General features: G+C 66.9%; 31 protein-coding genes, 1 tRNA gene and 1 pseudogene. 14 read left to right on the plus strand and 19 right to left on the minus strand.

All coding sequences use genetic code 11. The features are described from left to right. Window positions 1-29: 29 nt before the first annotated feature. A complete protein-coding gene (locus ACQP0P_RS02540) occupies window positions 30-308 on the plus strand; it encodes a hypothetical protein (RefSeq protein WP_433370354.1) in 279 nt (92 codons plus the stop codon). Window positions 309-657: 349 nt separating this feature from the next. Beyond that, entirely contained in the window at window positions 658-900 is a 243-nt protein-coding gene (locus tag ACQP0P_RS02545) for a GntR family transcriptional regulator (protein WP_433370357.1), read from the plus strand. A gap of 256 nt (window positions 901-1,156) precedes the next feature. Here the strand turns inward: ACQP0P_RS02545 and ACQP0P_RS02550 are convergent, their stop codons facing one another. From ACQP0P_RS02550 to ACQP0P_RS02575, 6 genes are all read right to left on the minus strand, one after another. Continuing rightward, window positions 1,157-1,741 carry a DUF4232 domain-containing protein gene (locus tag ACQP0P_RS02550; protein WP_433370360.1) on the minus strand — a complete coding sequence of 195 codons (585 nt, stop codon included), beginning with the start codon at window positions 1,739-1,741 and terminating at the stop codon, window positions 1,157-1,159. Window positions 1,742-1,924: 183 nt separating this feature from the next. Further along, window positions 1,925-2,269, minus strand: a complete 345-nt coding sequence (gene cutA / locus ACQP0P_RS02555) for a divalent-cation tolerance protein CutA (protein WP_433370363.1) — start codon at window positions 2,267-2,269, stop codon at window positions 1,925-1,927. Window positions 2,270-2,473: 204 nt separating this feature from the next. Next, window positions 2,474-3,793, minus strand: a complete 1,320-nt coding sequence (locus tag ACQP0P_RS02560) for an IS256 family transposase (RefSeq protein WP_433381647.1) — start codon at window positions 3,791-3,793, stop codon at window positions 2,474-2,476. A 273-nt stretch (window positions 3,794-4,066) separates the two neighbouring features. Continuing rightward, window positions 4,067-4,588 carry a DUF302 domain-containing protein gene (locus tag ACQP0P_RS02565; RefSeq protein WP_433370366.1) on the minus strand — a complete coding sequence of 174 codons (522 nt, stop codon included), beginning with the start codon at window positions 4,586-4,588 and terminating at the stop codon, window positions 4,067-4,069. Window positions 4,589-4,761: 173 nt separating this feature from the next. Further along, window positions 4,762-5,166: a protein-tyrosine phosphatase family protein gene (locus tag ACQP0P_RS02570; RefSeq protein ID WP_433381650.1), complete on the minus strand. Its 405-nt coding sequence runs from the start codon at window positions 5,164-5,166 to the stop codon at window positions 4,762-4,764. Window positions 5,167-5,314: 148 nt separating this feature from the next. Further along, on the minus strand, window positions 5,315-5,836 hold the full coding sequence (locus tag ACQP0P_RS02575; protein WP_433370369.1) for a hypothetical protein: 522 nt from the start codon (window positions 5,834-5,836) through the stop codon (window positions 5,315-5,317). Here ACQP0P_RS02575 and ACQP0P_RS02580 point away from each other — a divergent pair. The 3 genes from ACQP0P_RS02580 (at window position 5,835) to ACQP0P_RS02590 (ending at window position 7,887) form a co-directional block, all read left to right on the plus strand. Then, complete coding sequence (locus ACQP0P_RS02580; RefSeq protein WP_433370372.1) at window positions 5,835-6,071, plus strand: hypothetical protein; 237 nt, start codon at window positions 5,835-5,837, stop codon at window positions 6,069-6,071. The genes ACQP0P_RS02575 and ACQP0P_RS02580 overlap by 2 nt on opposite strands. 93 nt (window positions 6,072-6,164) lie before the next feature. Then, window positions 6,165-6,728: a flavoprotein gene (locus ACQP0P_RS02585; protein WP_433370375.1), complete on the plus strand. Its 564-nt coding sequence runs from the start codon at window positions 6,165-6,167 to the stop codon at window positions 6,726-6,728. Between the two features lie 469 nt (window positions 6,729-7,197). Further along, entirely contained in the window at window positions 7,198-7,887 is a 690-nt protein-coding gene (locus ACQP0P_RS02590) for a hypothetical protein (RefSeq protein WP_433370378.1), read from the plus strand. A gap of 110 nt (window positions 7,888-7,997) precedes the next feature. Here the strand turns inward: ACQP0P_RS02590 and ACQP0P_RS02595 are convergent, their stop codons facing one another. The 5 genes from ACQP0P_RS02595 to ACQP0P_RS02615 form a co-directional block, all read right to left on the minus strand. Continuing rightward, complete coding sequence (locus ACQP0P_RS02595) at window positions 7,998-8,696, minus strand: hypothetical protein (protein WP_433370381.1); 699 nt, start codon at window positions 8,694-8,696, stop codon at window positions 7,998-8,000. Window positions 8,697-9,061: 365 nt separating this feature from the next. Continuing rightward, entirely contained in the window at window positions 9,062-9,298 is a 237-nt protein-coding gene (locus ACQP0P_RS02600) for a hypothetical protein (RefSeq protein ID WP_030921016.1), read from the minus strand. A 121-nt stretch (window positions 9,299-9,419) separates the two neighbouring features. Further along, window positions 9,420-9,782 (minus strand): hypothetical protein, encoded by a 363-nt coding sequence (locus ACQP0P_RS02605; protein WP_433370384.1) that lies wholly within the window; start codon window positions 9,780-9,782, stop codon window positions 9,420-9,422. A gap of 27 nt (window positions 9,783-9,809) precedes the next feature. Continuing rightward, on the minus strand, window positions 9,810-10,331 hold the full coding sequence (locus ACQP0P_RS02610) for a hypothetical protein (protein WP_433370387.1): 522 nt from the start codon (window positions 10,329-10,331) through the stop codon (window positions 9,810-9,812). Window positions 10,332-10,474: 143 nt separating this feature from the next. Continuing rightward, complete coding sequence (locus ACQP0P_RS02615; RefSeq protein WP_433370390.1) at window positions 10,475-11,161, minus strand: hypothetical protein; 687 nt, start codon at window positions 11,159-11,161, stop codon at window positions 10,475-10,477. Between the two features lie 111 nt (window positions 11,162-11,272). Here ACQP0P_RS02615 and ACQP0P_RS02620 point away from each other — a divergent pair, with 111 nt between their 5' ends. After that, on the plus strand, window positions 11,273-11,848 hold the full coding sequence (locus ACQP0P_RS02620; RefSeq protein WP_433370393.1) for a cadmium resistance transporter: 576 nt from the start codon (window positions 11,273-11,275) through the stop codon (window positions 11,846-11,848). 106 nt (window positions 11,849-11,954) lie between these two features. Next, window positions 11,955-12,704, plus strand: a complete 750-nt coding sequence (locus tag ACQP0P_RS02625; protein WP_433370396.1) for a PrsW family glutamic-type intramembrane protease — start codon at window positions 11,955-11,957, stop codon at window positions 12,702-12,704. Window positions 12,705-12,723: 19 nt separating this feature from the next. Here the strand turns inward: ACQP0P_RS02625 and ACQP0P_RS02630 are convergent, their stop codons facing one another. Beyond that, the gene (locus ACQP0P_RS02630; protein WP_433370399.1) at window positions 12,724-13,587 is read right to left on the minus strand and encodes an NUDIX hydrolase; all 864 of its coding nucleotides are present in this window, start codon (window positions 13,585-13,587) and stop codon (window positions 12,724-12,726) included. Between the two features lie 258 nt (window positions 13,588-13,845). Between ACQP0P_RS02630 and ACQP0P_RS02635 the strand changes: the two are divergent. Together ACQP0P_RS02635 and ACQP0P_RS02640 are read left to right on the plus strand one after the other, a co-directional pair. Beyond that, a pseudogene (locus ACQP0P_RS02635) lies at window positions 13,846-14,163 on the plus strand (VOC family protein); the annotation flags it as partial. Window positions 14,164-14,299: 136 nt separating this feature from the next. After that, a complete protein-coding gene (locus ACQP0P_RS02640; RefSeq protein ID WP_433370402.1) occupies window positions 14,300-14,431 on the plus strand; it encodes a hypothetical protein in 132 nt (43 codons plus the stop codon). A 103-nt stretch (window positions 14,432-14,534) separates the two neighbouring features. On the opposite strand, the gene ACQP0P_RS02645 is transcribed toward ACQP0P_RS02640, so the two are convergent. From ACQP0P_RS02645 to ACQP0P_RS02655, 3 genes are all read right to left on the minus strand, one after another. Continuing rightward, the gene (locus tag ACQP0P_RS02645; RefSeq protein ID WP_433370405.1) at window positions 14,535-15,551 is read right to left on the minus strand and encodes a TerC/Alx family metal homeostasis membrane protein; all 1,017 of its coding nucleotides are present in this window, start codon (window positions 15,549-15,551) and stop codon (window positions 14,535-14,537) included. A gap of 337 nt (window positions 15,552-15,888) precedes the next feature. Next, on the minus strand, window positions 15,889-16,677 hold the full coding sequence (locus tag ACQP0P_RS02650; RefSeq protein ID WP_433370408.1) for a M15 family metallopeptidase: 789 nt from the start codon (window positions 16,675-16,677) through the stop codon (window positions 15,889-15,891). 56 nt (window positions 16,678-16,733) lie between these two features. Next, entirely contained in the window at window positions 16,734-17,636 is a 903-nt protein-coding gene (locus ACQP0P_RS02655) for a MerR family transcriptional regulator (RefSeq protein WP_433370411.1), read from the minus strand. A 53-nt stretch (window positions 17,637-17,689) separates the two neighbouring features. Here ACQP0P_RS02655 and rplK point away from each other — a divergent pair, with 53 nt between their 5' ends. Next, the gene (gene rplK / locus ACQP0P_RS02660; protein ID WP_355614865.1) at window positions 17,690-18,115 is read left to right on the plus strand and encodes a 50S ribosomal protein L11; all 426 of its coding nucleotides are present in this window, start codon (window positions 17,690-17,692) and stop codon (window positions 18,113-18,115) included. Between the two features lie 416 nt (window positions 18,116-18,531). Further along, window positions 18,532-19,704 carry an AAA family ATPase gene (locus ACQP0P_RS02665; protein ID WP_433370416.1) on the plus strand — a complete coding sequence of 391 codons (1,173 nt, stop codon included), beginning with the start codon at window positions 18,532-18,534 and terminating at the stop codon, window positions 19,702-19,704. Between the two features lie 230 nt (window positions 19,705-19,934). Here ACQP0P_RS02665 and ACQP0P_RS02670 read toward each other — a convergent pair whose 3' ends face one another. Further along, window positions 19,935-20,774, minus strand: a complete 840-nt coding sequence (locus ACQP0P_RS02670) for a MauE/DoxX family redox-associated membrane protein (RefSeq protein ID WP_433370419.1) — start codon at window positions 20,772-20,774, stop codon at window positions 19,935-19,937. A 5-nt stretch (window positions 20,775-20,779) separates the two neighbouring features. Next, a complete protein-coding gene (locus ACQP0P_RS02675) occupies window positions 20,780-21,730 on the minus strand; it encodes a hypothetical protein (protein WP_433370422.1) in 951 nt (316 codons plus the stop codon). Window positions 21,731-22,027: 297 nt separating this feature from the next. On the opposite strand from ACQP0P_RS02675, the gene ACQP0P_RS02680 reads away from it, so the two are divergent. Further along, window positions 22,028-22,543 carry a SigE family RNA polymerase sigma factor gene (locus tag ACQP0P_RS02680; protein WP_433370425.1) on the plus strand — a complete coding sequence of 172 codons (516 nt, stop codon included), beginning with the start codon at window positions 22,028-22,030 and terminating at the stop codon, window positions 22,541-22,543. A 161-nt stretch (window positions 22,544-22,704) separates the two neighbouring features. Here the strand turns inward: ACQP0P_RS02680 and ACQP0P_RS02685 are convergent, their stop codons facing one another. Further along, entirely contained in the window at window positions 22,705-23,196 is a 492-nt protein-coding gene (locus ACQP0P_RS02685) for a MarR family winged helix-turn-helix transcriptional regulator (protein WP_433370428.1), read from the minus strand. A gap of 102 nt (window positions 23,197-23,298) precedes the next feature. On the opposite strand from ACQP0P_RS02685, the gene ACQP0P_RS02690 reads away from it, so the two are divergent. After that, on the plus strand, window positions 23,299-23,862 hold the full coding sequence (locus ACQP0P_RS02690; protein ID WP_433370431.1) for a YceI family protein: 564 nt from the start codon (window positions 23,299-23,301) through the stop codon (window positions 23,860-23,862). Window positions 23,863-24,124: 262 nt separating this feature from the next. Then, window positions 24,125-24,214 (plus strand) — tRNA-Ser (locus ACQP0P_RS02695). Between the two features lie 86 nt (window positions 24,215-24,300). Here the strand turns inward: ACQP0P_RS02695 and ACQP0P_RS02700 are convergent. Next, window positions 24,301-24,552: a tyrosine-type recombinase/integrase gene (locus ACQP0P_RS02700; RefSeq protein ID WP_433381653.1), complete on the minus strand. Its 252-nt coding sequence runs from the start codon at window positions 24,550-24,552 to the stop codon at window positions 24,301-24,303. Window positions 24,553-24,577: the final 25 nt, after the last annotated feature.

Here is a 24,577-nt window from a genome sequence, read left to right on the forward strand (position 1 = left end):
ACGGGCCGGGTGGCCGGTACGAAGACGGGGTGAGCGGTGCGCGGCGCGGGGCGCAGGTGACCGCTCGCCTGGAGCGGGGCGCGAGGCGACGCGCGGTGCCAGGCCGGAGCGATCTGGTGAGGCTGGACCTGGGCGGGATCACCGGACGCAGGCGGCAGGGCGTCCGCCGAGGTAACGACGCCGGTAGAACGGCCTGGGCTTGCCTGGAGCAGCGTTGGGCGGGTACCAACGAGGCCGCCTCGGCTGGAGCCGTAGGGGCGGACGGCTCGAAGCAGGGCAGGGAGCGGTCCCCGGTGCGGCGGGCCTGAAGGCGGGTGGCCATCAGATCACCGGACGGCTGCACGTACTCGTGATCGGTGGGCCGATTGGGGCAGCCGTGCGCGTAGGGGGCGTGCCCGCAGGCGGCGCACCCCATCGGCGTTGGCAGGGCGGTGGCGAAGCAACCGCAGCCATCGACTCTCGCTGCAGCTTGGTCAAGGACCGGACTTCCAAGGTTGTTCGCGGGTCAGGACCCTCTTCCTGCTCAAGGGCCTGTCCGGTGGTCTCGGCACTTGGCGGGCCCATGGTGCTTGAGGGAACCGTACCCTTGGTGTACTATCCCCGTCTAGCCTCTGGGGTAGCTATCAGGTGTTTAGGCTGGTCGCATAGGCTCGTCACATGATCGACAGGGAGGGGCCGGTACCGCCTTATCGGCAGATCGCCGGAATTTTGCGCCAACGCATCGTCTCGGGACAGATCCCGCCTGGCCGCCGGATCCCCAGCCTCGTCGAGTTGGAAGCGGAGTTCGAGGTCGCACGCGACACCCTGCGCAAGGCGGTCCAGGTCCTCAAGGACGAGGAACTCGTAGAGACCGTGCGCGGCATGGGCGTATACGTTAAGTCCCCATCCACCCCGGAGTAGGCCAATGACAATGCCCGCTGGTCGATGACTGCTACGGGCAGTGCTGGTCGTAATCGGCTCCTCGTGCGAGGTTGAGGGGATCGTGACCAGCCACAAGCCCTTCGGCGGCGGCGGCGTTGTTGCCGCAACGATGATCGACCGCTCTGGGAGCACCAGGATAGCTACCGGCTGAAGAGTCGTGATCTCGGCTGTGGGTCGGCGGCCGGTCCCGGAAACGACCGGTGACAATCAAGCACGGGGCAGCGAGATCGGCAGCTTATTTCCAGGCGGTTACCCCCAGTTTTCCGGTGGTGCCAAGGTCGATGTGTTGCGGCACGATCTGTGATCGCTCCCCTGGGGCCGGTGTGATCTCCAGGTAGGAGCCGTTCACCGGGGCTACCGGAGAGTCCAGCACCGTGTTCCTCCAGACCAGCCCCGCCACTGTCTTTTCGCCTGGTTTCAACGTCGCCGGTTTGGGGGTGGCGTCGAAATCATCAATCAGAGCGATGGACGACGAGCCCCTGCTGACTTTGACGTCCAGTGGCTTTCCATCGCTGTCGAGGACACGGATGGTCGGATAGCCGTTCACCCTGTAGGCGCGGGTGCCACAGTTGGTCAACACGATGTTGAGCGCTCGAAGTCCCATGGCAGCGTCGATTTCCCCTGTCGTGATGACGGCACCCGATTTCGGACAGGCGGAAGTGCGGCTGACCGAGGGAGAAGGCGTGAGGTCCAGGTTTGCCAGAGGCAGGGGTTTCGCCGGGGGCGGGGCTCCGCAGGAAGTGACCAGGGTTGCCGTGGTAAGAAGCAGTCCGAGGCGACGGAAGTGTGTGCGACGTGTCTCAACCGGCACCGTGTTCACACGCCGATCGTTCCATGATGCCGCCTTGGGTATGGCTTCCCACAGACGGGTCACTGCCACGAACGTGGCGTACGACATCTGAATCAAGCGGCGTCGTGCTTTGGTGATGTCCGTGACCCAGGAGCGCAGCTTGTGGAGGACCTCACTCAGGTGGGCGTCATCGGCGAGGCATGGGAACCGTCTCTATTCGCCGGAGGCCGGGGACGTCTCCCGTCTGATCCAGTCGAGGTAGTCGGCGTTGCCGGCCGTCAGGGGGACCGCGACGATCTGCGGCACCTCGTAGGAGTGCAGTTCCCGCACCCGCCGGGCGAGGTTCTCGAACCGCTCCACGGTGGTCTTCATCATCAGCAGCAACTCCTCGGAGCGCTGGATTTCGCCCTCCCACCAGTAGACGGACTCGATCGGGGCGATGATCTGGCAGTCGGCGGCCAGTCGCCCGCCCACCGCCGCCGAACAGATCCGCTCAGCCTCATCCCGGCTGCTCGCGGTGACACGAACCTCGACACAGTCCGAAGCATTCTCGACCATGCCAACACCCTGCCGAATCATCCCCATGGACATCAAGAGCGGCACTCCGCGCTCACCTGCCCGCCGTCCGAGGCCCAGTTGCAGATCCCGGATCCGACCCCGAACCGCGATTCGGGAAACCAGCAGGTCAGGAGGGCGAATGAGCTTGTCACCTGAAGTGTGTAAAGGCCCTTCTTGGTAGATGGAGAGCCTTCTTTACCTGTTTTACTTGATCCTTCCCGGATAGGCGATGTCGAGTTCGATGAGTGCTTCACGCCAGCCGATGGTGCGTTGACCTTCGATGAGACGTGCGGTGCTGGGCGAGTTCTTGATCTTGCCGGTTTTCTCCTTGTGGGCTGCGCGTTCGCGGGCGCGTTTGTCCTCGATGTTGATGATGGCCAGCCAGAGGAGTTTGACCACGGCGTCGTCGCCGGGGAAGTGTCCCCGGGCCTTGGTGACCTTGCGCAGTTGATAGTTCAGGGACTCGATGCCGTTGGTGGTGTAGAGCAGTCGGCGCACTCCGGGGGTGAAGGCGAAGAACGGGGTGAAGCGGTCCCAGGCGGCTTCGAACACGCGGCCCGCCTGCGGGTACCTCTCGCCCCAGATGGAGGCGATGAAGTCGGCCAGGGCCTCGAAGGCCGCCTCCGCGCTGGGCGCGGTGTAGATCTTCTTCAGCTCGGCGGCCACGGCGGCCCGGTCGCGGCGGGCCACCGGCCGCAGTGCGTTTCTGATCAAGTGCACGACGCAGGTCTGCACGATGGTGTAAGGGAAGGCGGCGTGGATGGCGTCTTCGAAGCCGTTCAGGCCGTCGGTGCAGGCGATGAGGATGTCGCGCACGCCGCGGTTGCGCAGGTCGGTCATGACCGCGCTCCAGAACCGGGCGGACTCGCCGGCGGTGGCGTGGTCGAGCGGGGTCTTGGCGAGCCAGATGCCCAGCACGTGTTTGTCGCCGTCGGTGTCGATGCCGACCGCGAGGTAGGCGGGTTTAGCCTGCACCGTGTGGTTGTCGCGCACTTTGACCACGATGGCGTCCAGGAACACCACCGGATAGACCGCCTCCAAGGGCCGGGCCTGCCAGGTGCGGACCTCCTCCAGCACGGCGTCGGTGATGTTGGAGATCGCCTCATGCGATAGTTCGACCTCATAGATCTGGCGCAGGTGGTGCTGGATGTCGCGCACGCTCATGCCGTGCGCGTACAGGCTGATGATCATGTCGTCCAGGCCGCCGGAGACACGCCCGGCCCGCTTGGGCACCAGCACCGGCTCGAAGGTGCCGGCCCGGTCCCGCGGCACGGCCAGCCGCACCGGGCCGACGCCGGTTTGCACGGTCTTGCCGATCCTGCCGTTGCGGGAGTTACCCGTCCCGTTGCCGGCCGGATCGTGCTTGCCATAGCCCAGATGCGTCGACAGCTCGGCCTCCAGCGCGCGTTCCAGCACCGCCTTGACCAGCTCGCCCAGCATCGAGCCCTCGCCGGTCAGCCGCAGCCCGCCCGCTCCGTCACGCGAGCGCGTCAGCAGCAGGTCCAGCACCTGATCGCCGAGCAGCTCCCGCAGTGGCACCTCGCCTTCGAGCAGGGGTTTTTTCCCCGCCGTGACGAGCAGCCCGTGCCGGGCCTCCCGTCTGCTCGTGGTCGAATGTGGTGGTCAGAGCCGATGTTCCCCGTGTGTTCGTCATGATTGACGCTCCCCCCGAAGCGTTAAGATGATCTACCTTGACCATCTACCCATAGTGATCACTTCCACACTTAGAGTGATAACCCCGGGCGAATTACGAGTCCGTCGCTGCGTGCTGGTCGTCGTGGTCCCGGCGCAGCCTGCTCACCGCGTCGGCTTCAGCTCAGCGGGCGGCGTCACCCCCATGGCCGTGAAGAGTTCGGCGAGCAGTCGGTCGAGGTGCTGACCGACTTCGTCGATGGCGGGATTGTCGTAGGTGGAGAACAGTGTGCTGGGCTGGTCGACGGCCAGACGGGTGCGTTCCTCGGCGTCGGCGTAGATGACGATGCGCAGGGGTGCATGGAGCATGACCGACGGGTCGTGGTGGAACATGCGCTCGGCGATGGTGTGGTTGCCCATCAGGTACTCGGTGCATTTCCAGCCGGATGGCGATCCGGCCATCATGGCGGTGATGTCGGATTTCCAGTAGATCATGAAGCCGTGTGGCGCGTTGGTCGCGGCGAGTTCAAGGGCGGCCTCCCAGTTGGGGAGTTGCTCGAACCGGGCGATGTCGACGACCGGTGCCAGCTCTTCGTAGCGGCGTACGGCCTCGTCGTAGCGCTGCGGGAGCGGGACGTCGAGCCGGCGCACCTGGTGGGCGACGACGCGAGTGTCTATCGAGGTCACAGCGGATCATCTCCTCGGGCTCTGCCCGCTACCCGCGGACCCTAGTGACAGGCTGTCCATGTCGAGCGTGCTGAGACCAGCAGGCTCGCCGCTCCCCATCCCGGCACGTCTGTCACGTCCCGGAATAGGACACCGACAATTGCCGTGCTTAGCGTGGAGAGCACAGGCGCCGCCTACCGGAAGCGGGAGACGAAGCGGCGTTGCCATGGTGTCTCGACGGCGCGGCGGGCGTAATGCTGCCGGACGTAGGCGACCGCTTCGTGGCCCGGTACCCCGTCCAGTACGGCGAGGCAGGCCAGTGCGGTGCCGGTCCGGCCGTATCCACCACCGCAGGCGATCTCGACGCGCTCGGCTTCGGCGCGTACCCATGCCTCGCGTAACGCGTCGCCGGCCGCCGTACGGTCGGACGGCAACCAGAAGTCGGGCCAGCGGAGCCACCGGGTCTCCCAGACGACGGGGGGTGGCTCATGGCTCAGCAGGTAGAGCGCGAAGGTGGGCGCGGGACCTTCCGGGAGCGGTCGGCGCAACCCCCGGCCGCGGACGAGCCGACCGGAGGGCAGCCGCAGCACGCCCGTCATCGTGGGCTCCCACCTAGCGATCACGGCACGAGCGTAGCTCTTTCTCGCTCGGTCAGTGTGCCGACCAGAAGCGCTCGCCGTACCGGCGCACTTCCTCGGCCAGGCAGGTCGCAGTTCGGTCGACCCGCCGAGCCGCGGGATCCCGGGCTCATGAGCGGGGAAGGCCGCCGTCCGGAACGAGTCCCGGCGCCTCGGTGCGCACGTGATGACGGGTGACGGCCAGGAAGTACGCGGCGAAGGCGTACGCGGGGCCGTAGATGAACGGCGGGATGCCGACTCCCGTGCCGTTCCGGTAGCAGGAGTAGCTCTCGGTCAGGTCGGTGAGGTCGGTCGGTGGGCACTGGGTCAGGTCTGACCAGGGGCCGACGATGTTGGCGGCGATGTTGATCACTGCGAGGACGCTCAGCACAACGACCACGACCTGGGTGGTCCGGCCGTGCGGGCGTCGCCGGAGCAGGGCCGCGACCGCCACCATCAGGACGGGCAGGGCGAAGGCCAGCATGACCACTTCGACGTCCCACAGCACCCGCATGACGTCGATGCCCGCGGAGCGGAAGTGCCCGATGCCGAGGCCCTGGGCCAGCGGGTAGATTCCGATCCCGTCCCCGACGTTCATGTCGTAGTAGAAGAGGCCGGTGCTCGCGATGAGATCGCTGCCGATCCGTGCCATGACAGAGGGGAAGAAGGCCGCCAGCGCAGCCGCCGACCACCAGGGCCATATCCGCATCTGTCTCTCCAAGGGTCGAGCAAAAGCCCAATACGCGATCAAGGGCTGGAACTATCTCATGCCGGTCGCCGGGCGGTGTGCCATGCTGCCGGCGACGCGGCCTGAGCGGGGCTGCGAGCTCGGCCCCTACCGGGCCGAGAAGCTGATACAGGTTTCCATGTTTGGAGTCGACGCATGAGGCCTCATCTGGTCGAGCGAGCGGGGCGGTGACCCGGCGGCACCTCGGGTGCGTCAGCGGTCTTTCGGCTATCGGCAAGAGGATGGTGCACCAGTGAGCCGGTCCGGCAAGGTCCTCTACGTCATCGTGTGCGCCGCGGGCGGCGCCGGTGACGTGGGGCGTCTCGTCGCCCTCGCCCAGGACGCGGGCTGGGCCGTCCAGATCGTCGCCACCCCGTCCGCGCTGGACTTCATCGACGTCCCCGCCCTGGAACGGCAGACCGGCCGCCCCGTCCGTAGCCGCTACCGCAAGCCGGACGAACCCAAGCCGCCGAGGGCCGATGCGATCATCGTCGCCCCCGCGACGTACAACACGATCAACAAGTTCGCCCAGGGGATCGCCGACACCTACGCCCTGGGCCTCCTCGCCGAAGCCCCCGGGCTCGGCATCCCCGTGGTCGTACTGCCCTTCGTCAACAGCGGCCTCGCCTCGCGCGAGCCGTTCTGCCGGAGCGTCGAAAGTCTTCGGGCCGAGGGTGTCCCGGTTCTGCTCGGCTCCGGTAGGTCCGAGCCGGACATGGCCGCCGCCGGAGGCGGGGAAGCGGAGAGCCATCCCTGGGCCCTCGCCCTCGAAGCCCTCGTAGCCCTCGAAGGAGCCGGGCGGCGCCGTCGCGAGTGAAGTGCGCGAGACCACGGAAGCGGCGGTCCCGGAGGGCGGCCGACCGCGGATCGCCGCCTGAAAACGATCACGCCCGAGGGTCCGGTGTCATGTGCCGCGTCGATTCCTGGGCGCCATCACGCGGTATGCGCGGTGCGAACCGCCATTGATTTTCGTGGCCCCCGGTCCGCTTCAGGCATTCTTCGAGCGGCCCACTCATATACGACGGAGGCTTCCCTTAGAATGATCATCGGAAAGAGGTGATGATCTGGAGAGCTCGGGAAGAGAGCGGTTCGGTGTGGTGGTCGATCCCGGTCTGTCCCCGGAGACCGCGGGTCTGCTCCGTGCGAATCCATCGCTGCTGGCGCGCATACGAGCAGGTTGGAGGCCATCGGAAGAACCACAGAAAAAATCCGCGGCCCCCCTGGCCGTTGGCGGCATGCTCGCCGCGGCCGGCCTTCTGGTGGCGCTTTCCTTTGGATGGGGAGCCATGGCCGGAATCCCGCTGTTCATCGTGCTCGTGTGGTTTCTTTCCGCCGCGATCAGGGCCGCGGGGGAGGTCGAGGAGAGCGTTACCCCGGAACGGGAACTGTACGGTCTCGCGCACCGCCACCTGGATTCCTATTTCCTTTTCGACGACTTCGACGCCGACGCGAGGCGCCTGCTCGCCCGGACACGGGCGGCGGTCGGTTCCGTCCTGCGATCGCGCGTCAACACCGAGGGACTGCTCGACGTCGCGCGGAACGCCGTCATGCTGCCGCCGCAGGAATGGGAGATCGCGCGCCTACTGGCCAAGCTCTCCTCCCTCCGTGGAGAGCATCGCGATCTCATGCGTGGCGGGGTCACCCGGGAGGTGGCAGCCGCTGTGAAACCGCTGGAGCGAGCGCTCGCCGGCAGTGAGGGCGCCGTCATCGCGAAGGTGGAGGCGCTCGAACGGTACGCGGCTCATGTCGCCGACGCCGAACGTGCCTACCGGGCCCGCGACCAGATCGAGGCGCTGGTGGAGCGGCTGCCCCGTTATGAGGAACTGCTCGCCGAGTCCGGTGCCGATGCTCTGAGCATGCCGGAGATCGGACATCTCACGGGTGAGGCCGACGAACTGGAGCAGGCGTTGCGTGCGAGCATCGATTCGGCGCACGAGCTCTTCCTCCATCTGGACGGTCCGGAACAGTCCGGATGAAGGTCACCTGCGGGTCCTGCCATGAACGAGCGTGAGAAAGGCGCCCCTGGTCGGCTCATTTGACGGCCATCGGCACCGATCCGCGTTTAGCGGAACCACACATAAAAGATTTATCCCCTATCGTCTGCTTGCTCCATGGATTCCATGATGTCGGCGATCATGTGAATTGCCATGGTTTCGTCGTTGGTTAGATGATTGATGTAGTCGGCCAGCAGGACGAGGGTCGCTTCCAGAGCGTTCATCTCGGCTTCGGTCCAGGGCCCGTACTGCTTGCGCCAGAGCGTCGGGCTCAGGCCGATGGCGCTGGCGGTCAGCATGCCCGCCATGGCGGGGATGGCCTCGGGCCTGACGCTTACCGTCATCTTGCGCATGCTGCCGATGACATAGGGCACCACGGATTCGACCACGTCACGGTCCTGCTCCTCATGGGCCTGGCGCAGCCACTCCATGTACAGGTAGACGAGCGTGCAGGCGCCGTCGAGCACGTCACCGGCGTCTTTGCTGGAGAAGGATCCGAAAAACTCGTCGATCAGCTCTCGCTGCTGAGGGGCGGCCTGCGAGACGCCCTCGCGGATACGAGTGAGAAGCGAGTCGACGTAGAGCAGCGCGGTCCCTATATCACCAACCGGGGCATATTCCGGGTCAAAGGAAGACAGCATCGCTACCTCACTTGGGGGCTTGATATCCGGCTTGCCATACCGGGCAGTTGTGGCAACGTCTCTGTCGAAAAGTACTCCCTTAGGAAGCGTCGCAAGGCGGATATTCGCGCAACCGAGCAGGGGAGGATTAGGGCAGAATCCTGAAAACATGATAATTTCCTAATCCTCCGGTGCCGGTGATCTTCCAGGCCGGCCCGGGCAGGCGTCCGTGTCCTCGTGGATTTTCGCCCGAGTCACGGGGCCGGTGCGCTCGGCCCCGCGGGCCTGGCGGACAGCTGGTTCGCCGAGCCCGGACCTTTCGAGGGCGTCGAGGGCCTCGGGTCAGGTGGCCGGCCCGAACAGGTCGGCGAGCCGGGACGGGTGAGGTCCCAGCCGGATCGCCGGCATCCCCGTTACGGATCCGCGGGTTCGGGGTGTGAGCGACGGGCGGGCGCATGGGTGCCCGCGCCGAGCGCGAGCGGGTGCGCTCGGTGCGACGGACGCTCGGCGCGAGAGGTCCTCAGTACGAGGGGTCCTCAGTACGAGGGGTCCGAAATGGACTCGGCCCGGTAGATGTCCATCGGCTCCTCGCCGTCCTCGTCCACGCCCACCTTCCTCAGCCGCAACGTTCGGCTGCCGATTTTCAGGGAGCGTTCACCGTTGATCTCCGTGGACGCGAACACCGTGACCGAGTGACCGTGCATATCGCGTACCTGGTCGTATTCCGGTCCGTCGGGAATGTCGAGCTTGATGCGCCTCGTCTGGAACGTCACCCTCCCAGTGTGAAAGCCCCGGCTCCGAAAATCGATCGCGCACGCAATGATATTTGGCATCGGTTTCAACCGGATGGTTATGGCGGCCTGCCCGGGACGGCGCTTCCGCCCCGGGCGGGAGCTACGGCAGCGGATCGATTTCGAGGTTCTGGTCGTACTGGGCGAGCTCGGCCCCGCGGTCCGTGAGGATGGGCCATCGGGTGGCGCGGGCACACCAGATGACGTGTCCGGCCGTGATGTCGCGCGATCCGTCGAGGATCTCCGCGATGTCTCCGACCTTCCCGTGTGTGAAGTCATCGATCTTCACACCGGGGGTCGTGACGAGTTCGAACAGCTCCACCTGGGTCGAGATCGGGGAGATGGACAGGACGGCCGCGAGGCTGGTCGCCGGGACGCATATCCCGCCGCCACGGAAAAGGCACATGGCGGCGACGCTTCTGGAGTATTCGGTCTTCGCCACCGCGATGTCGACCAGTGCGCTCACGTCGAGCACTCGACCGGGAAGCACGGCTCAATGCCTCCTGAACGGGCGAATGCCGATCTGGCCCCACTCCGCCTCGGAGAGCTGGTCGACCCCGAGGGATTCGGCCGCCATGTTGAGGTCTTCTCGGTGCAGGTTCCAGCGGTGCATCAGGGTGATCACGTGGGGTTTGTTGCCGATCTCTCGCTGGACCGCCGTGTGGATCACGTCGACGACACGGTTTCCGGTCAGCCGCGCCTTACGAGAGAGTGCCTCATAATCCGCTTTATCCAGCTCTATAGTGATAGAGGTTTCGGGAGCTGATGTGCTGATGGTCTTCTGTCCTTCTCTAAGCTGAAGATGTGCCAGCCAGAGCGGAACCGAATCCGATTCATGTCTGGCGCCATCGTGATCATTCGCTGATGGTTTTTCCGATCCTGTGCCGTCTCGCCTTGCCGGCATGGAGTGGGCCATAAGTTCGACAGTAGCTGTGAATTGCGGATTATGGCAGCACTTCTGCATGACTTCGATGGCGGGTGCGAGCGGGATTCCCGGTCGGGTGCCGGTCGTCATTCGCGTCACCTGCCTCTCCGCCCCCGAGGTCGCGTCTCATCCCCGGTGGGGAGATCACCGGTCTCGGGCATCTCCAGGGCAACGCGTATCCCTACGCAACCGAGCGTATCCACATATGTGTATATGTGGAGGTCCAAAATTCATTATTCAAGGAAACCTGATGGCCGGGTGGAAGCGGACGAACTCGGCGCGGGATCGGACGAGCCGGGAACGGGATCGGAGGGGGCGGAAGCCGGGTCGGAGGGGCCGGTGGCGGGGTCGGACGGACCCGGGGCGGGGGTGACGGTGCCGCAGAATCCCGCGGCCCGCCGTTGCTCGGCTATCTGGTCGACCGGCTTCTGGTACTCCGACCGCTCCTCGGGCGACGGCTCGTACCGCCATGAGTCGCTCTCGAAGACGAAGCCGAACTCCGTCGTGTCACCGAGCCGGTCGGCCTGGACTATGGCGGTGTCGCCGGTGATCGCGACCTCGCCGACGGTGAACGGGGAGTTCGCCACGAGCGGCGGGCAGAGGCCGAACAGCCTCACGTACTCCTCCCGGGTGATCAACCCCTGCGCCCCGGTGGTCCACAGGTCCCAGAAATCACCGTAGGAGCCGCTGCTGTACGCATCGAGCGCCGGCTGGGCGGCCTGGCGGACCGAGGCCTCCGAGTGCTCGGCATCGGGCGTCGGAGCCGCGACCGGTGGCGAGGAGGGCGGGTTGAGCACCATGAACACGGTGATGACGGCCCCGATGACCACACCGAGGGCCATGACGACTATCACGGTCAGTCCGCGCCCCGTCTCGCCCCGCGGCGGCTGGCCGTACTGCGGCGGAGGCGGATAGCCCACGTGCGGTCTCCGGAGGGCCGACAAGAGTGGATGAATGTGATCATAATGCCCGTAGCTCACGGCTGGCCACGGTCGCCGCGAGTATTGGGAAGAAGGGGACATAATGCGCCCGTGATTCAAACGATCGGTACGGCCGTCGCCGTCTTCGCCGGCACCAACGTGGACGACATCATCCTGTTGACCGTGCTGTTCCTGGCATCCCGGGCGGGTGGCGTTCCGCGCCCATGGCAGATCGTCGCCGGTCAGTACACGGGCATCGCCGCCCTGGTGGCCGTCTCGGCCGCGGCGGCCCTCGGGCTCGCGGTGCTGCCGGACCGCTGGGTGGGGCTGCTCGGCCTGGTGCCGTTCGGCATGGGGGTGTGGGGGCTGGTCAGAGCAGGAAGGGACGGTGACGGTGAGGCGTCGCGGGTCGCCTCCGGTCTGCTCTCGATCGCGGGGGTGACCATCGCCAACGGGGCCGACAACATCTCCGTCTACACCCCGCTGTTCCGCACGATCGGTCCGGCATCCAGTGTCGTCACGGTGGCCGTGTTCGCGCTGCTCGTCGCGGTCTGGTGCGCGGTGGCCTCCTGGCTCGGGTCGCACAGGAAGATCATCGAGCTGGTGGAGCGGTCGGGCAGGTGGCTGGTGCCCGTGGTGTTCATGATTGTCGGTGTGGTCATTGTGGCGGAGTCGATATTTAGATAAATATGGACAATTCGCCCGAATTTGGGGCAGGTATATCGGGGAATTAATCATTATGCGAGACCGTTTGCTCTTCTATCGGCATCGATGGTTCAAGGCGTGGATCGCCATGATCGTTCTGTCCTTCTCGCTCATCGCCATGATGCAGGCGGCCGGCAACCAGGCGGTCATGCCCGCAGCCTTCTTCTACGGGGCCGCAGCCGGGCCCATCGCGCTCCTGCTCGCCATCCACGACCGTATCCAGATCGCCACCAGCGTGCCGGCCATGACGCTGATGGGGATGTTCCTGTTCGGTGGGGGCGTCGCCCTGCTGCTCGGCGGTTATTTCGACTCGCTTTTCATCTCCCAGAAGAACAGCACCTCGATCCTGCGGGTCGGATGGATCGAGGAACCCGCGAAGCTCGTCCCACCTCTCGCGGTCGCCCTCACCGGGCGTCACCTCACCAAGGCCGCGGGGGTCGCGCTCGGCCTGTCCTGTGCGACCGGATTCACGATCATGGAGTCGATGGCCTACGCCTGGAAGAGCGTCGCCAACAACGGCGGTGCCGTAGGCGCGGGCACGATTCTCCTGCTACGCGGCCTCAGTACCCCATTCAGCCACCTCGTCTGGACCGGCCTGGTGTGCGCGGTGGCCTTCGGGGTCTGGCAGGTCAGAGGCCGCGCCGTCGTCACCATCCCCATCATCGCCGCCTTCATGACGGCGGCCCTGCTCCACTCGCTCAGCGACGGCCTGCTCATTCTGGACATCCCCAAGCCCGCCCGCCTGCTCTTCCTCGTCGTCGCCGCGGCGAGCTACTGGTTGTTCCACCGGGCCACCCGCGACCTGAAACCACAGGCCGCTCCAGCCGCAGAGCCCTGAGGATGTTCCACGTGAAACGTCACAACCGGGAGAGCAGCCACCGGGGGCCGACGACCTCGGCGTCCAGTTCCGTGACCCGCTCGCGCAGTCCCCGGTCGGCGGTGACGACCAGGACGCGCTCCCACGGGCGGGCGTCCCTTACGGCCTGGACGACGGCGTCGTCCCCGCTTCCGGGTGCGGCGATCACGGAGACGCCGGACACCGGAGGGACGTCGCGGGCGGCCCCCTCGACGACCGCGGTCACCCGGGGGAACCAGCGCGCCAGGGTCGGGGTCTGGCCGGGCGCGGTCCACAGGCCACCGGCGGCGTGCGTGCCGACCTCGGTGAGCAGCCTGGCCGCCGCACCGGCGCGGTCCCTCCACCAGCCGTGCTCGGCGCGGGCGCCCACGATGTTGGCGATGTCGAGGACGACGAGGGAGGGGGCGAGCGCGAGACCGATCACCGGCCAGGTCTCGGCGAAGCCGGGGTGAAGTTTTTTGGCGGTGACCTCCTCGGCGGGAAGCCAGCGCAGGTCGGCGCTCTCACTGTTGCCCGGAACCGCCCTCAGCAGCTCCGCGGCCTCGGTGATCACTGTCTCGAAGGACCAGCCGCCGTGGTCGTCGAGGTAGACGCCCTGGATCCGCAGGCCGGTGCCGTCCAGCGTGGCCTCCTCGAACGCCTCGCGCAGGGCGGTCGTGACGGTGTCCTCGTGACTGTCGCGGGCACCGCCCGGCAGTCCCCAGGTGCCGCCGTGGTGGCTCCAGACGGAGCGCTTCTGCATCAGGATGTGAGGCTTCCCGGTGGCGTCGTGGTGGACGGCGAGCAGCCCGGCCGCCCCGTACACACCCCAGTGCCGGTGCCCGCGCTCACACTGGGCCCAACCGTCCCCATCCCTGGCCACCATGGACCAATGATGCATCAGCCCGGTCCGGCGGCACTGGACCGGGGCGGCCTTCCCGTCCATGCTCCCGGAGACCTGCCGCGGACCAACGCTCGCGGGTGAGAGACCGCAGCGCACCTCGGGGAAGCGGAGAAGCCTTCCGCTGACGGCCAGAAATACCTCTGTATCGGCTATATCGGATCAGCCATATGGGCATGATGGCTGACGTGGGTGCTGTGGCCGTACGCGACGCTGGCGTCCGTGGGGCTGGCGGGGACGGACATGGAGGGTCTGGAAAGCAGCCTGGAAAGCAGCCTGGCAGATCTCGCCCTGATCGTCGGCATCGCGCTGCCGATCGCCGCGGGCCTCCTCGCCATCCGGGTCGTCCTGACGATCACCGATCTTCAGGAGACCACCCGCACCGGAGGGCCGGTATGGCTCCAGGAAAGGGCAGGACCGGTCGGGAAGCCGCACCTTGGGCTCAGCACGCTTGTCGTGTGTGACTATGACGAGGCCATCGCCTTCTACGTCGATGTCCTCGGCTTCGAGCTCCTGGAAGACACGCCCCAGGGTGAGGGCGGACGCTGGGTGACCGTCCGCCCGCGAGGCGCGCGGGAGACGGCGCTCCTGCTCGCGCGCCGACGGTCCCGAGCAGGAGGCCCGCGTCGGCGACCAGACCGGCGGCAGGGTCGGCCTGTTCCTCCACACGGACGACTTCGCCCGCGACCACGAGCGGATGCTGTCGGCGGGCGTCACCTTCGAGGAGGCCCCACGACACGAGGCCTACGGCACGGTCGCCGCCTTTCGTGACCTGTACGGCACCCGCTGGGATCTGCTCCAGCCCCGCGTCTCACCCGCGTACGGCTGAGCCTCGCCGACCGGATGACCGGGTCAAGCCCGGACGTCCGCCGCGCGGCCCCGTGGTCGTGTCCTCGCCCGGGTGTCGTCGCGCCCGATCGTGTTTCGCCCGGCTACCGGTGTTCGGCGGGTGAGGAGGCGACCCTCGCGTCGAGGCGGTTGGCGTACAGGCTTGTGGCCGTGACGGTGGCCAGGACCGCGACGATGACCCCCAGCGAGACCGGAGTGGGGATTTCCGGGACCCACGTCCAGACGCCGTGCGCCCAGTGCAGGACGAGCTTGATCCCGATGAAGGCCAGGATGATGCCGAGTCCGTGGTTCAGGTGCCGCAGTTTCGCCAGGACGCCCAGGAGGACGAAGTAGAGCGCGCGAAGGCCCAGGAGGGCGAAGGCGTTGGTGGCGAAGACGAGGTAGGGGTCCTCGGTCACGCCGTACACCGCGGGCACCGAGTCGACGGCGAAGACGATGTCGGTGGCGAAGACGGCCACGATGGCCAGCGCCAGCGGGGTCAGGGCGCGGCGGCCGCCCTCACGAACGACCAGGTGGGAACCGCGATAGTCGTTGGTGACCGGCATGAAGCGCCGTAGCAGCCGGACCGTGCGCATGGAGGAGATGTCGACCTGCTGCTCCTTCCCGCTCAGCGCGTCCCTCATGATCTTCACGGCGGTGACGATCAATATCCCGCCGAACAGCAGGAACGCCCAGGTGCCGCTCTGCAGGACGGCCGCCCCCAGGGCGATGAAGATCGCCCGCAGTACCAGCGCCCCGACGATGCCGTACAGCAGGACCCGCTGGGCCAGGGCGACCGGGACCGCGAAGGCGGACAGCAACAGCATGAACACGAACAGGTTGTCCACCGACAGGGACTTCTCCACCACGTAGCCGGTGAAGAACTCCACAGCCACACCGGACCCGAAGACCCCCCACAGATAGACGCCGAAGATCAGGGGCAGTGCCAGGTAGAAGACCGACCAGCCCACCGCCTCGCGCATCCGTACCTCGTGCGGTCGCCGCGTCAGCATGAAGTCCACGGCGAGCAGCAGCACCAGAGCGGCCACGGTGATGATCCACAGTTGTGGCGAACCGATCGTTTCAAGACTGACTGCTGACAGGAATGCCTCGGTGGGCATGAAGCCTCCTCGAACGTGCTTGGCCGTTCGAGGTCTCCTTCACCCGCACGCAGCAGGTGGCCGCCCGGGGACATTATGAAACGTCCGTACTGACCGGGTCGGCTCTTGGGAAGTACTCCCCTCGTCGTCCCAGACTAGGGCAGTTGTTGGACGGGCTTCTACCCCGGGTTGCCGCCGGGGCCCGATCCGCACGGATGGTGGAATCAACGGGGAGGGGAGCAGTCACCGTCCCACATCCCGAGTGTGGGGAGACCCGGCGGAGTGGCCCCACCCGCACCGGCTGGGCGATCACGGCGGCGGGAGCGGGGGGACGAGACGTCGAACCGCGGCCCGGGCCTCAGCCGCCGCCCTTGCTGAAGTGCTGGTAGTCCTTGATGCCCGACCAGTAGCCGCCCCACTCCCAGCCCTTCGCCTGGAAGGCCTTGACCACCCGGTCGCCCGGGTTGATCACGCCGGGGGCCTGCACCGGGCGCTTGGCGAACCTGCGGGCGTTGCGGTGCGCCACCGAGCCGTTCGACGAGACGTACGGGTTCTCGCGCGGGTTGATGTCGATGGCCAGACCGTAGGCGTGCTTGGACCAGCTACTCGATCCCGTCGCCGGGCGGCAGTTGAAGGCCGAGGTGTTGTTGGCCTCGATCGAGTCGAAGTCGTCGCCCTTGTAGACGTCGACGAGCTCCATCTTGTTGATCGGCCAGCGCCAGTCGTACAGGCGCCGGAAGATCGAGACGATGTCGTCGGTCACGCTCTTGTTCACCACCAGCTCGCCGGTGTGCGGCTTGTCGTCGAAGCCCCAGTAGGTCATCGTGATCAGCCGCAGGTCGCTGAGCTGGACCGGGCAGCCCGGCCGCCAGGAGTGTTCGAGCAGCCGGCGGGTGACCGGGGAGATCTTCGCGGAGAACTTCGGCGGGCCTGTCGGGGTCGGTGTCGCGGTGCCGGGCTCCGGTGTCGTCGTCGGTGTCGTTGTCGCGGCGGTCGGCTCGGGAGCCGACGACGTCGGCCGCGCGGCCGACGTGGACCGGGCCGATATGGGCTGGGAGGTGGCCGTGCCGCAGGAGGCGACCGCCAGGCAGCCGACGGTCATCGCGAGCGCCGCCCGGGTACGGATCGTGAATTTGGATCTTGCCACGTGCTGCCTCCCATCAAAACGGACAAAAGCGACAACAGTTCATTGTAATTGATCAATTACCCGAGGTGATGGGCGAGTGCGGCGCCGATCCAGTCATGGGCGACCACGGACTCCGGCGGCCAGGGTGTGCCGTTGACCACGGCCACCAGTTCCCAGTATCGCTCGGCGCGCGGGTCGTGCTCGGTGTAGTCCCGTACGACCGACTCCGGGGTGCGCCCCTGCGCGTCGGCCATGAGTGCGAGGATCCCGGCCGCGACGGGTGCGGCGGCCTCCGACTCGGGGGCCACGCCGTCGCGCACCGCGGCCAGCGCTCTCTCCGTGATCAGGGCGTTGGCCTCATGCCAGGTGGTCGGGTCGAGTTCGCCGGCCTTCTCCCAGAACTCGCCGCCCATCTCGCGAAGGGAGGCGCGGAAGTCGTCGTCGGAGAGCAGTTCGGTCAGCTCCAGCCAGGCGTCGAGCTGTTCGACGCCCGGGTCGTCGGGCAGGCTGGGCACCATGGCCGGACGCAGGCCGGCGAGCCACTTCTGCCTGGCGGGGTTCTCGCCGGAGACCTCGTCGACGAACTCGTTCACCAGTGCGGCCGTCTCCGCCGCACCGAGCCGCCCGAGGGCGTTGAGCCGGCGCAGATCGTCGTCGGACACCTCGTCCCGCTCCAGCGTGGCCCTGAGTACCGCACGGGTCCGCTGCAGTGACCTGATCTGCGCCTCGACCGTACGGAGATGCAGGGAGAGCACCTCGCCCAGGTCACGGTCGCCGAGTGACCTGATAGTCGCCAGGTCGACGCCGATCTCGCGCAGCGCCCTGACGAGCTCCAACCGGCCACGGTCCTCGTCGCCGTAGAGGCGGTAGCCGCTCCGGGTGCGGCCGCGTTCGGGAAGCACCCCGATGTCGGAGTAGAAGCGGATCGTTTTCACCGGCAGACCGGAGAGTCTGGCGAGCTGTCCGATCGTGTAGCTCATGTGGTCATTATTCCGTTGAGCCTCCAGTAACAGGAGACTTTAGCTTGCCGGACATGTCGAAGAAGAAGGTCAACAGGACCGCCAAGCTCCAACTTCCGGCCGGCGAGGCCGGTCCCGCCGCCGTGGGCAAGGACCTCGGCCCGCTGGGGCTGAACCTCATGGAGTTCTGTCGCCGGTACAACGCCGCCACGCAGGACCGGCGGGGATTCGTGGTCCCCGTCGTCGTCACCGTGTTCGAGGACCGCTCGTTCGAACTGGCGATCAAGATGCCCACCACGGCCTCGCTGATCCGCCGGACGATCGGCCTGGACGGCGGCAGCCCCCGCCCGGGGCATCAGGCGGCGGGCACGATCACCCGCGCGCAGCTGCGGGAGGTCGCCAGGAGCAAGATGCCCGATCTCAACACCGCGGACCTGGACCAGGCCGAGAAGATCGTCGCCGGCACCGCACGCTCGATGGGTCTGACCGTTCGCGACTGAACGCTCATGGTCGGCGATGACGATGAGCGGTGAGCGCCTCCTGGCGGGGGCCTGACCCGCCGGCCGTTCGCTGAGACCGGAGCGGCCCCGGGGCCTCTCCCTGTGACGGGGGTGCTCGCGTGGCTTACGCCCGGATTTGTAGCTGCTTGGCACGGGAACCCGGGTTCCTTGGGAAGGCTTTTCATCGAAACGTATCGCGCCTGTGTTCGAACCCGCGCTACAGTCATGGGCACGGGATCGAACACGGGTTCGGGCTGACGTCCGCCCAGGTGAAGGGGTGTGCCATGGCGATGCTCGCGACACACGCCCCGTTTCCCCGGGTGCCGGTGGAGCGCGGTGCGACACGCCGTAGCTCTTTCTACGGAAATCTAAGCCGACCGCTATATCCCGTCATAAAGTCCGAGAGCGTGGACCCCGTGCGCAATCCCTACGCTCCAGGTGCCGGACAGCGCCCCCCAGAGCTCGCCGGTCGCGACCGTGAGCTACAGCAGTTCGAGATCGTCCTTGAGCGGGTGGCCCGAGGGCGTCCCGAGCGCAGCATGGTGGTCACCGGGCTGCGCGGCGTCGGTAAGACCGTTCTGCTCAACACCTTCAAATCGATGGCCATGCAGCGGCTGTGGGGCACCGGGAAGATCGAGGCCAGACCCGACCAGTCGATCCGGCGTCCGGTGGCCGCCGCCCTGCACATGGCGATCCGCGAGCTGGCCCCCAGACACCGGGCGCCCGAGCGCATCGAGGAGTTCCTCGGCGTGCTCAAGGCGTTCGCGATGCGCGACCCGTCCGCGGCCAAGGGCACCTCGCACTGGTCGCCCGCGATCGACGTGCCCGCGGGGCGGGGGCGCGCCGACTCCGGGGATCTGGAGATCGACCTCACCGAGCTGTTCGTCGACGCCGCCGGGGTCGCCACCGATCTGGGCGTCGGCATCGCGCTGTTCATCGACGAGATGCAGGATGTGCAGGCTCCCGACGTCTCGGCGCTCTGCGCGGCCTGTCACGAGCTCTCCCAGAGCGGCGGCCCGCTGATCGTGGTGGGCGCGGGGCTGCCACATCTCCCCAGCGTGCTGTCGGCCAGCAAGAGCTACTCCGAGCGGCTCTTCCGCTATGCCAGGATCGACCGTCTTGACCGCGACGCGGCCGACCTGGCGCTCATCGTCCCGGCGGAGGGTGAGGGCGTGGAGTTCACCCAGGACGCCCTCGACGCCCTCTACGTGGCGGCAGACGGCTACCCCTACTTCGTCCAGGCGTACGGCAAGGTCGCCTGGGACCTGGCGCTGCGCAGCCCGATCACCGCCGACGACATCAGGGTCTCCGCGCCGGAGGCCGAGGAGGAGCTCGCGGTCGGCTTCTTCGGCAGCCGCTACGAGCGGGCCACTCCCGCCGAGCGCGACTACATGCACGCCATGGCCGCCATCGGCGACGAGCCCGTCGCCACCGCCGAGGTGGCCGAAGGACTCGGCCGTAAACCGTCGAGTCTCTCTCCGGCCCGCGACAGCCTCATCAAGAAAGGTCTGATCTACAGCGCGGAGCGAGGGCTGATCGCGTTCACCGTGCCGCACTTCGGAAAGTTCCTGCGATCCCAACCGGTCTGAGCGAACGTTTGTTCGATATAGTGTGAGGGGGCTCCTAGCTCTCTATATGGCTCTCTAGCGGGGAAGCTAGAGAGCCATATAGAGCTCAATCGTGTTGCCCTGCGGATCTTGCTGTGGCGAGGTCAGGTCAGGTGGTGTCTCACGGGGGCGCCACCTGACCACGATGGGCAACGGGTCCCAGGGACAGGGCCTAAGGGGCACGGCCTAGAGGAATCTAGGGTCCTCTAGCATCAGGCCGATACCGGCAGAGATTTCGGAAGAGACGTGGTCTCCACCGGACGCCCGTCGGAGCCGACCATGGCAACCCGCACCGCCGGATGGCGTCCGCTCAGATAGACCGCGAAGACCACGTCGACGGGCTCGCCCGTGTGGCTCTGTCCCGGATAGACGAAGAATCGCCAGCACAGTTCCCGCCAGCTGTCGACCGGCTCCGTGCTCGTCAGCCGGCCGGTGTGCGAGCGCCAGACCGTGCTCGACCGCAGTCGGCCGAGCGCGGTGGCCGGGTCGAGGCGACGCTGTTCACAGGGGGCCCGGTAGCGGATCCTGGCGACCGCCTCCTCGATCTCCGGCGAGAGTGCGGCGAGCACCAGCAGACCGGCGATCATGTAGGGCAGGTGCGTCCACGTCATGCCGGAGATCGCCTCCCAGCCGGAGATCTCCGGAGTCAGGAGCAGCCCCGCGGACATGGCCGTCAGCACCATGGTGCGGCCCAGCGATCGCCGTCCCACCGGTACCGCGCTGACCTCGCCGAAGCATCCGCATCCCGCGTCCGGGCGTCGGCGCCGCAGTTCCCACAGGACATAGGTGGACACCGCGAAGAACGTGACGACCGCCCACCGGAAGAACGGTTGGCCACTCACCAACAGGCCGCACGCCAGGAACAGCTCGCCGAGCGCGCAGATCAGCATCATGTGCTTACGCCAGCGTTCGGGCACCAGCACGGCAGGCCCCAGCCTGCTCAGCATGCCAGGCTCGGCCTCGCGCGCGACGGTCCAGACCTTCGCGACCGTACCTGCGACCAGCAGCAGGAGCAGGACCGGCAGTTGTTCGGCGGCGATCGTCGTCAGCATCCGTGTCACCCCATTCCAAGTCTGGCGTTGAAGCATCCGGCGGTCAGGTCTCCACCGAGCTCCACGAAGGAACTCGGTGACAGCTCCAGAATCCGGCCGCGAGGCGAGGTGCCGCACTCCAGGCACCGGTCGCAGAACCGGCCGGCCAGACAGCCGCACGCCACGATCGGCAGGACCGAGGTCCGCCCGGCGCACACGTTGCGTACGTTGAGCATCGAACCCAGCGACAGGTACGGCAGCCCGGTGCAGGACACCCCGGCGTCGTCGCACGCCGTATCGGACCGCTCCAACATGGGGTAGGCCACCCCCTGCTCCCCACAGTCGAAGGTGTCCGACCAGGTGGCCGTGCCCGAGATCCGCGACTGCATGCCGCTGTAGCCGGGCGGAGGCGTCGGCACGGCCCTCCACCGGTAGGGCGGCTGCGAGGTCGCGGGCAGTCGAGCCTGTGCCACGCCGTCCTCGCGGACCCCGATGGCGTCGAACAGGTAGCCGGGTTCGAACTGCGGATGCCTGACCCGCAGGCGTCCCGAGGCGCGGTAGGGGATGACGATCGTGCGCCGCCCACGGTGCGGTCCGCAGTACAGCTCCACGGAGTGGTCCTTGCCCTCCGAGTCGATCGACTGGATCACACCGGTGATCCTGGTGATGTCCGCCCAGATCCGGTCCACGACCCGGCCGGCCCGCAGCGCTCTGATGATCACATTGGAGCCCACGGGAAGGTCGGCCGGAGTGACGGCCTCGCCACGCCAGGCGGTCGCCCACGGCGCGATGACGAGCCGCTCCTCGTGGCCGTCCGGGGTGTCGATGACGATCAGGTGCGGGCTGACGTCGAGGATCGCACCGCTGACCGAATGGAAGGACTCACCTTCGACGGGGAGGGGGCCGGGCTGCTGCGCCGCCCGGCCAAGCGCGGCTGCCGCCAGCGCGCGGCGGCGATCGGCGCTGAGATAGGGCATCGTCGCTCCCCAGGTTCTGCGAGGTGTCGCAGTCAGCGTCACACGCTTCGCGGAGTCCCGCTGTCCGCTCCACCAATAATCACGGCAGGTGTCCAACCAGGTACTACAGTTCCCCTCCTCGGTAGAACGCATTGGTGTCCACTCGATGACAAACCGCTATCTAGTATCTCTTGCGTGCTCCGTCGCCCATCGAAGCCGATCTTTACCGTTGATGGGATGAAACATAGATTTCGGTTCAGCCGCAGTATGGGTTCGGGCTGCGATTCTGACCACCATACGTATCTGGAACACAGGCTGGTGATCGCGGTGGCCGGCGGGACCGACGAGGAGTTCCGCGAGTATGTCGTTGCTCGCGGCCCGGCGTTACTGCGTGCCGCCTACCAGCTCACCGGGAATCCGAGCGACGCCGAGGACCTGCTGCAGGTGGCACTGGTCAAGACCTACCTCGCCTGGGATCGCATCCAGGACCACGCCGCCCTGGACCGCTACGTGCGCCGGACGATGGTCAACATCAACATCTCCTGGTGGCGGCGGCGCAAGCTGGAGGAGTATCCGTCCGAGGAACTTCCCGAGCCGATGCTCGCGGGCGGCCCCCACCTGCCCGAGCGGGTCGAGCAGGCCCTCGACCGGCTGCCCATCCGGATGCGGACCGCCGTCGTCCTGCGCTACTACGAGGACATGACCGAGTCGGAGATCGCCAAGACCCTGGGCATCAGCGTCGGGACCGTCAAGAGCACGGTCTCCCGGGGGATGGCCAAGCTCCGCGGCGACCTCATACTCTCCGAACCACGGGAGTTGGAGCATCGGGTCTAGGCCCTGCTCCTTGGATTTTTTGCCCACCGCGGTCAGGTGGGCCTCGCCACATTGCTCGCTACAGCAGGTTCTGCGGGACGGCTCCTGAACCGGTGTTCCCGCACGTTGACCGGAGCCTTTCCCTGGACATCCGATTCGGGCGATCTGCCCGGTGAGGGGCTCTAGCCATGGGAGGACGGGACGGACTCGGCGTCCGCCCCCGCGGTGGCACACGGCCGTACGGCGTCGCGAATGGTTCTGAGGGTGTCGAGGAAGGCGCTGAGCTGTTCGGGGGAGAGCAGGCCGGTGAACCAGGTGTCGATGCCGATCAGGTGCCGGGGGAGGATGCCGCTGAGCCGGTCGGCGCCGGCCTCGGTGATGACCGCGTAGGAGGCCCGCCTGTCGGTGGCGCACGCCTGCCTGATGGCCAGTCCCTCGCGCTCCAGCCGGTCGACGACCCGGGTCATTCCACTGGTGGACAGGCTGGTCTGCGCCGCCAGGTCGCTCATCCGCAGCCGTCGTCCCGGTGAGCGCGCCAACCTGATCAACGTCTCAAAGTCGATCTCTGAGAGCCCCGCGGCCGCAAAGGACTCATGCGTCTTGGCCGAGATGCCGGTGTAGACCTCTGCCAGGAGGCCCATCGCCGTCAGCCGGGAGTCATCAAAGGGGATCACGTTCACACTCTATCCGAAGGTAGTTGACGGGAGGAATATTCCTCGTGTAGAAATCTGTTGCTGCAACCATCTACTCGGCAACCTTCTCATCGGGAGCACAGCATGACCACTCGGACCTGGGAGAACCTTCAGATCCCGGCCGCCGGAACCTTCGCTCTGGACGTCGCCCACACCCGGATCGGCTTCGTCGTCAAGCACATGATGGTGAGCAAGGTCCGCGGTCACTTCGGCGACTTCTCCGGCACCGTCACCATCGCCGAGAACCCCCTGGACTCCTCCGCGGAGCTCTCGATCAAGACCGAGAGCATCAACACCGGCGTCGCGGACCGCGATGGCCACCTGCGCAGCGACGACTTCCTCTCTGTCGAGAAGTTCCCCGCGCTGACCTTCCGCAGCACCCGTGTCGTCGGCCACTCCGGTGACGAGTTCACCCTCGTCGGTGACCTCACCATCCGCGACGTCACCAAGCCGGTCGAGCTCACCGTCGAGTACGGCGGCGCCGGCACCAACCCGTGGGGCCAGGACGTCTGGGGCTTCTCGATCACGACCGAGATCGACCGCGAGGAGTTCGGTCTGACCTGGAACCAGGCGCTGGAGACCGGCGGCGTCCTGGTCGGCAAGAAGATCAAGATTGAGATCGAGGGCGAGGCCAACCCGGCCGCCTGACCTCTTGGGGCCCCTCCCGTTCCCTCAGGCGGCGAGGGGCCCCAACATGTTCGCCTGTTGAGATGTAGCGTCTCGCGAAGCGGGAATCCACAGGATTCCCGCCGAGCTCAGCTGGGGACTCCCCGGTTTGTCCACAGGGGCGGCGAAAGTTATCCACTGCCTGTGGACAACTCTCGCCCAACCCTTGCCCGCGACATGATCACCAGCCGCTTTGCCGCCTCGCCGGATGGCCGGTACTCTGTCCTGAGCCGAACGGTTACCAGGAGGCTTCGCCTAGTCAGGTCTATGGCGCCGCACTGCTAATGCGGTTTGGGTTTACCGCCCATCCGGGGTTCAAATCCCCGAGCCTCCGCAGGTAAGGGGCCCTCTCCCGAGATACGGGGAGAGGGCCTTTTTGATCTCCGAACCCTGTCGGGGTTGCAGTTCGGGTTGCAGTTCTCACCCATCGCCCCAGAGGGCGGCTCCCATCCGAGTGCTCGCGTCCTGCATCAAGGCGCCGGCCACGTGGGTGTAGCGCTCGGTGGTGGTCACCCGAGCATGACCGAGGATCTCCTGTACGACGCGGATATGCACACCCTGTTCCACAAGGAGCGTCCCGGCCGTGTGGCGAGCGTCGTGGAGTCGCGCGTCACGGACGCCCGCTCGCTTCAGAAGCGCCTTCCACGCCTTGTAGTCCTCGCTCCGTTCCATCGGCTTGCCGTGCCGGGTGGTGAAC

The sequence above is a fragment of the Streptosporangium sp. CA-115845 genome (genome assembly GCF_050943795.1).
GTDB lineage: Bacteria > Actinomycetota > Actinomycetes > Streptosporangiales > Streptosporangiaceae > Streptosporangium.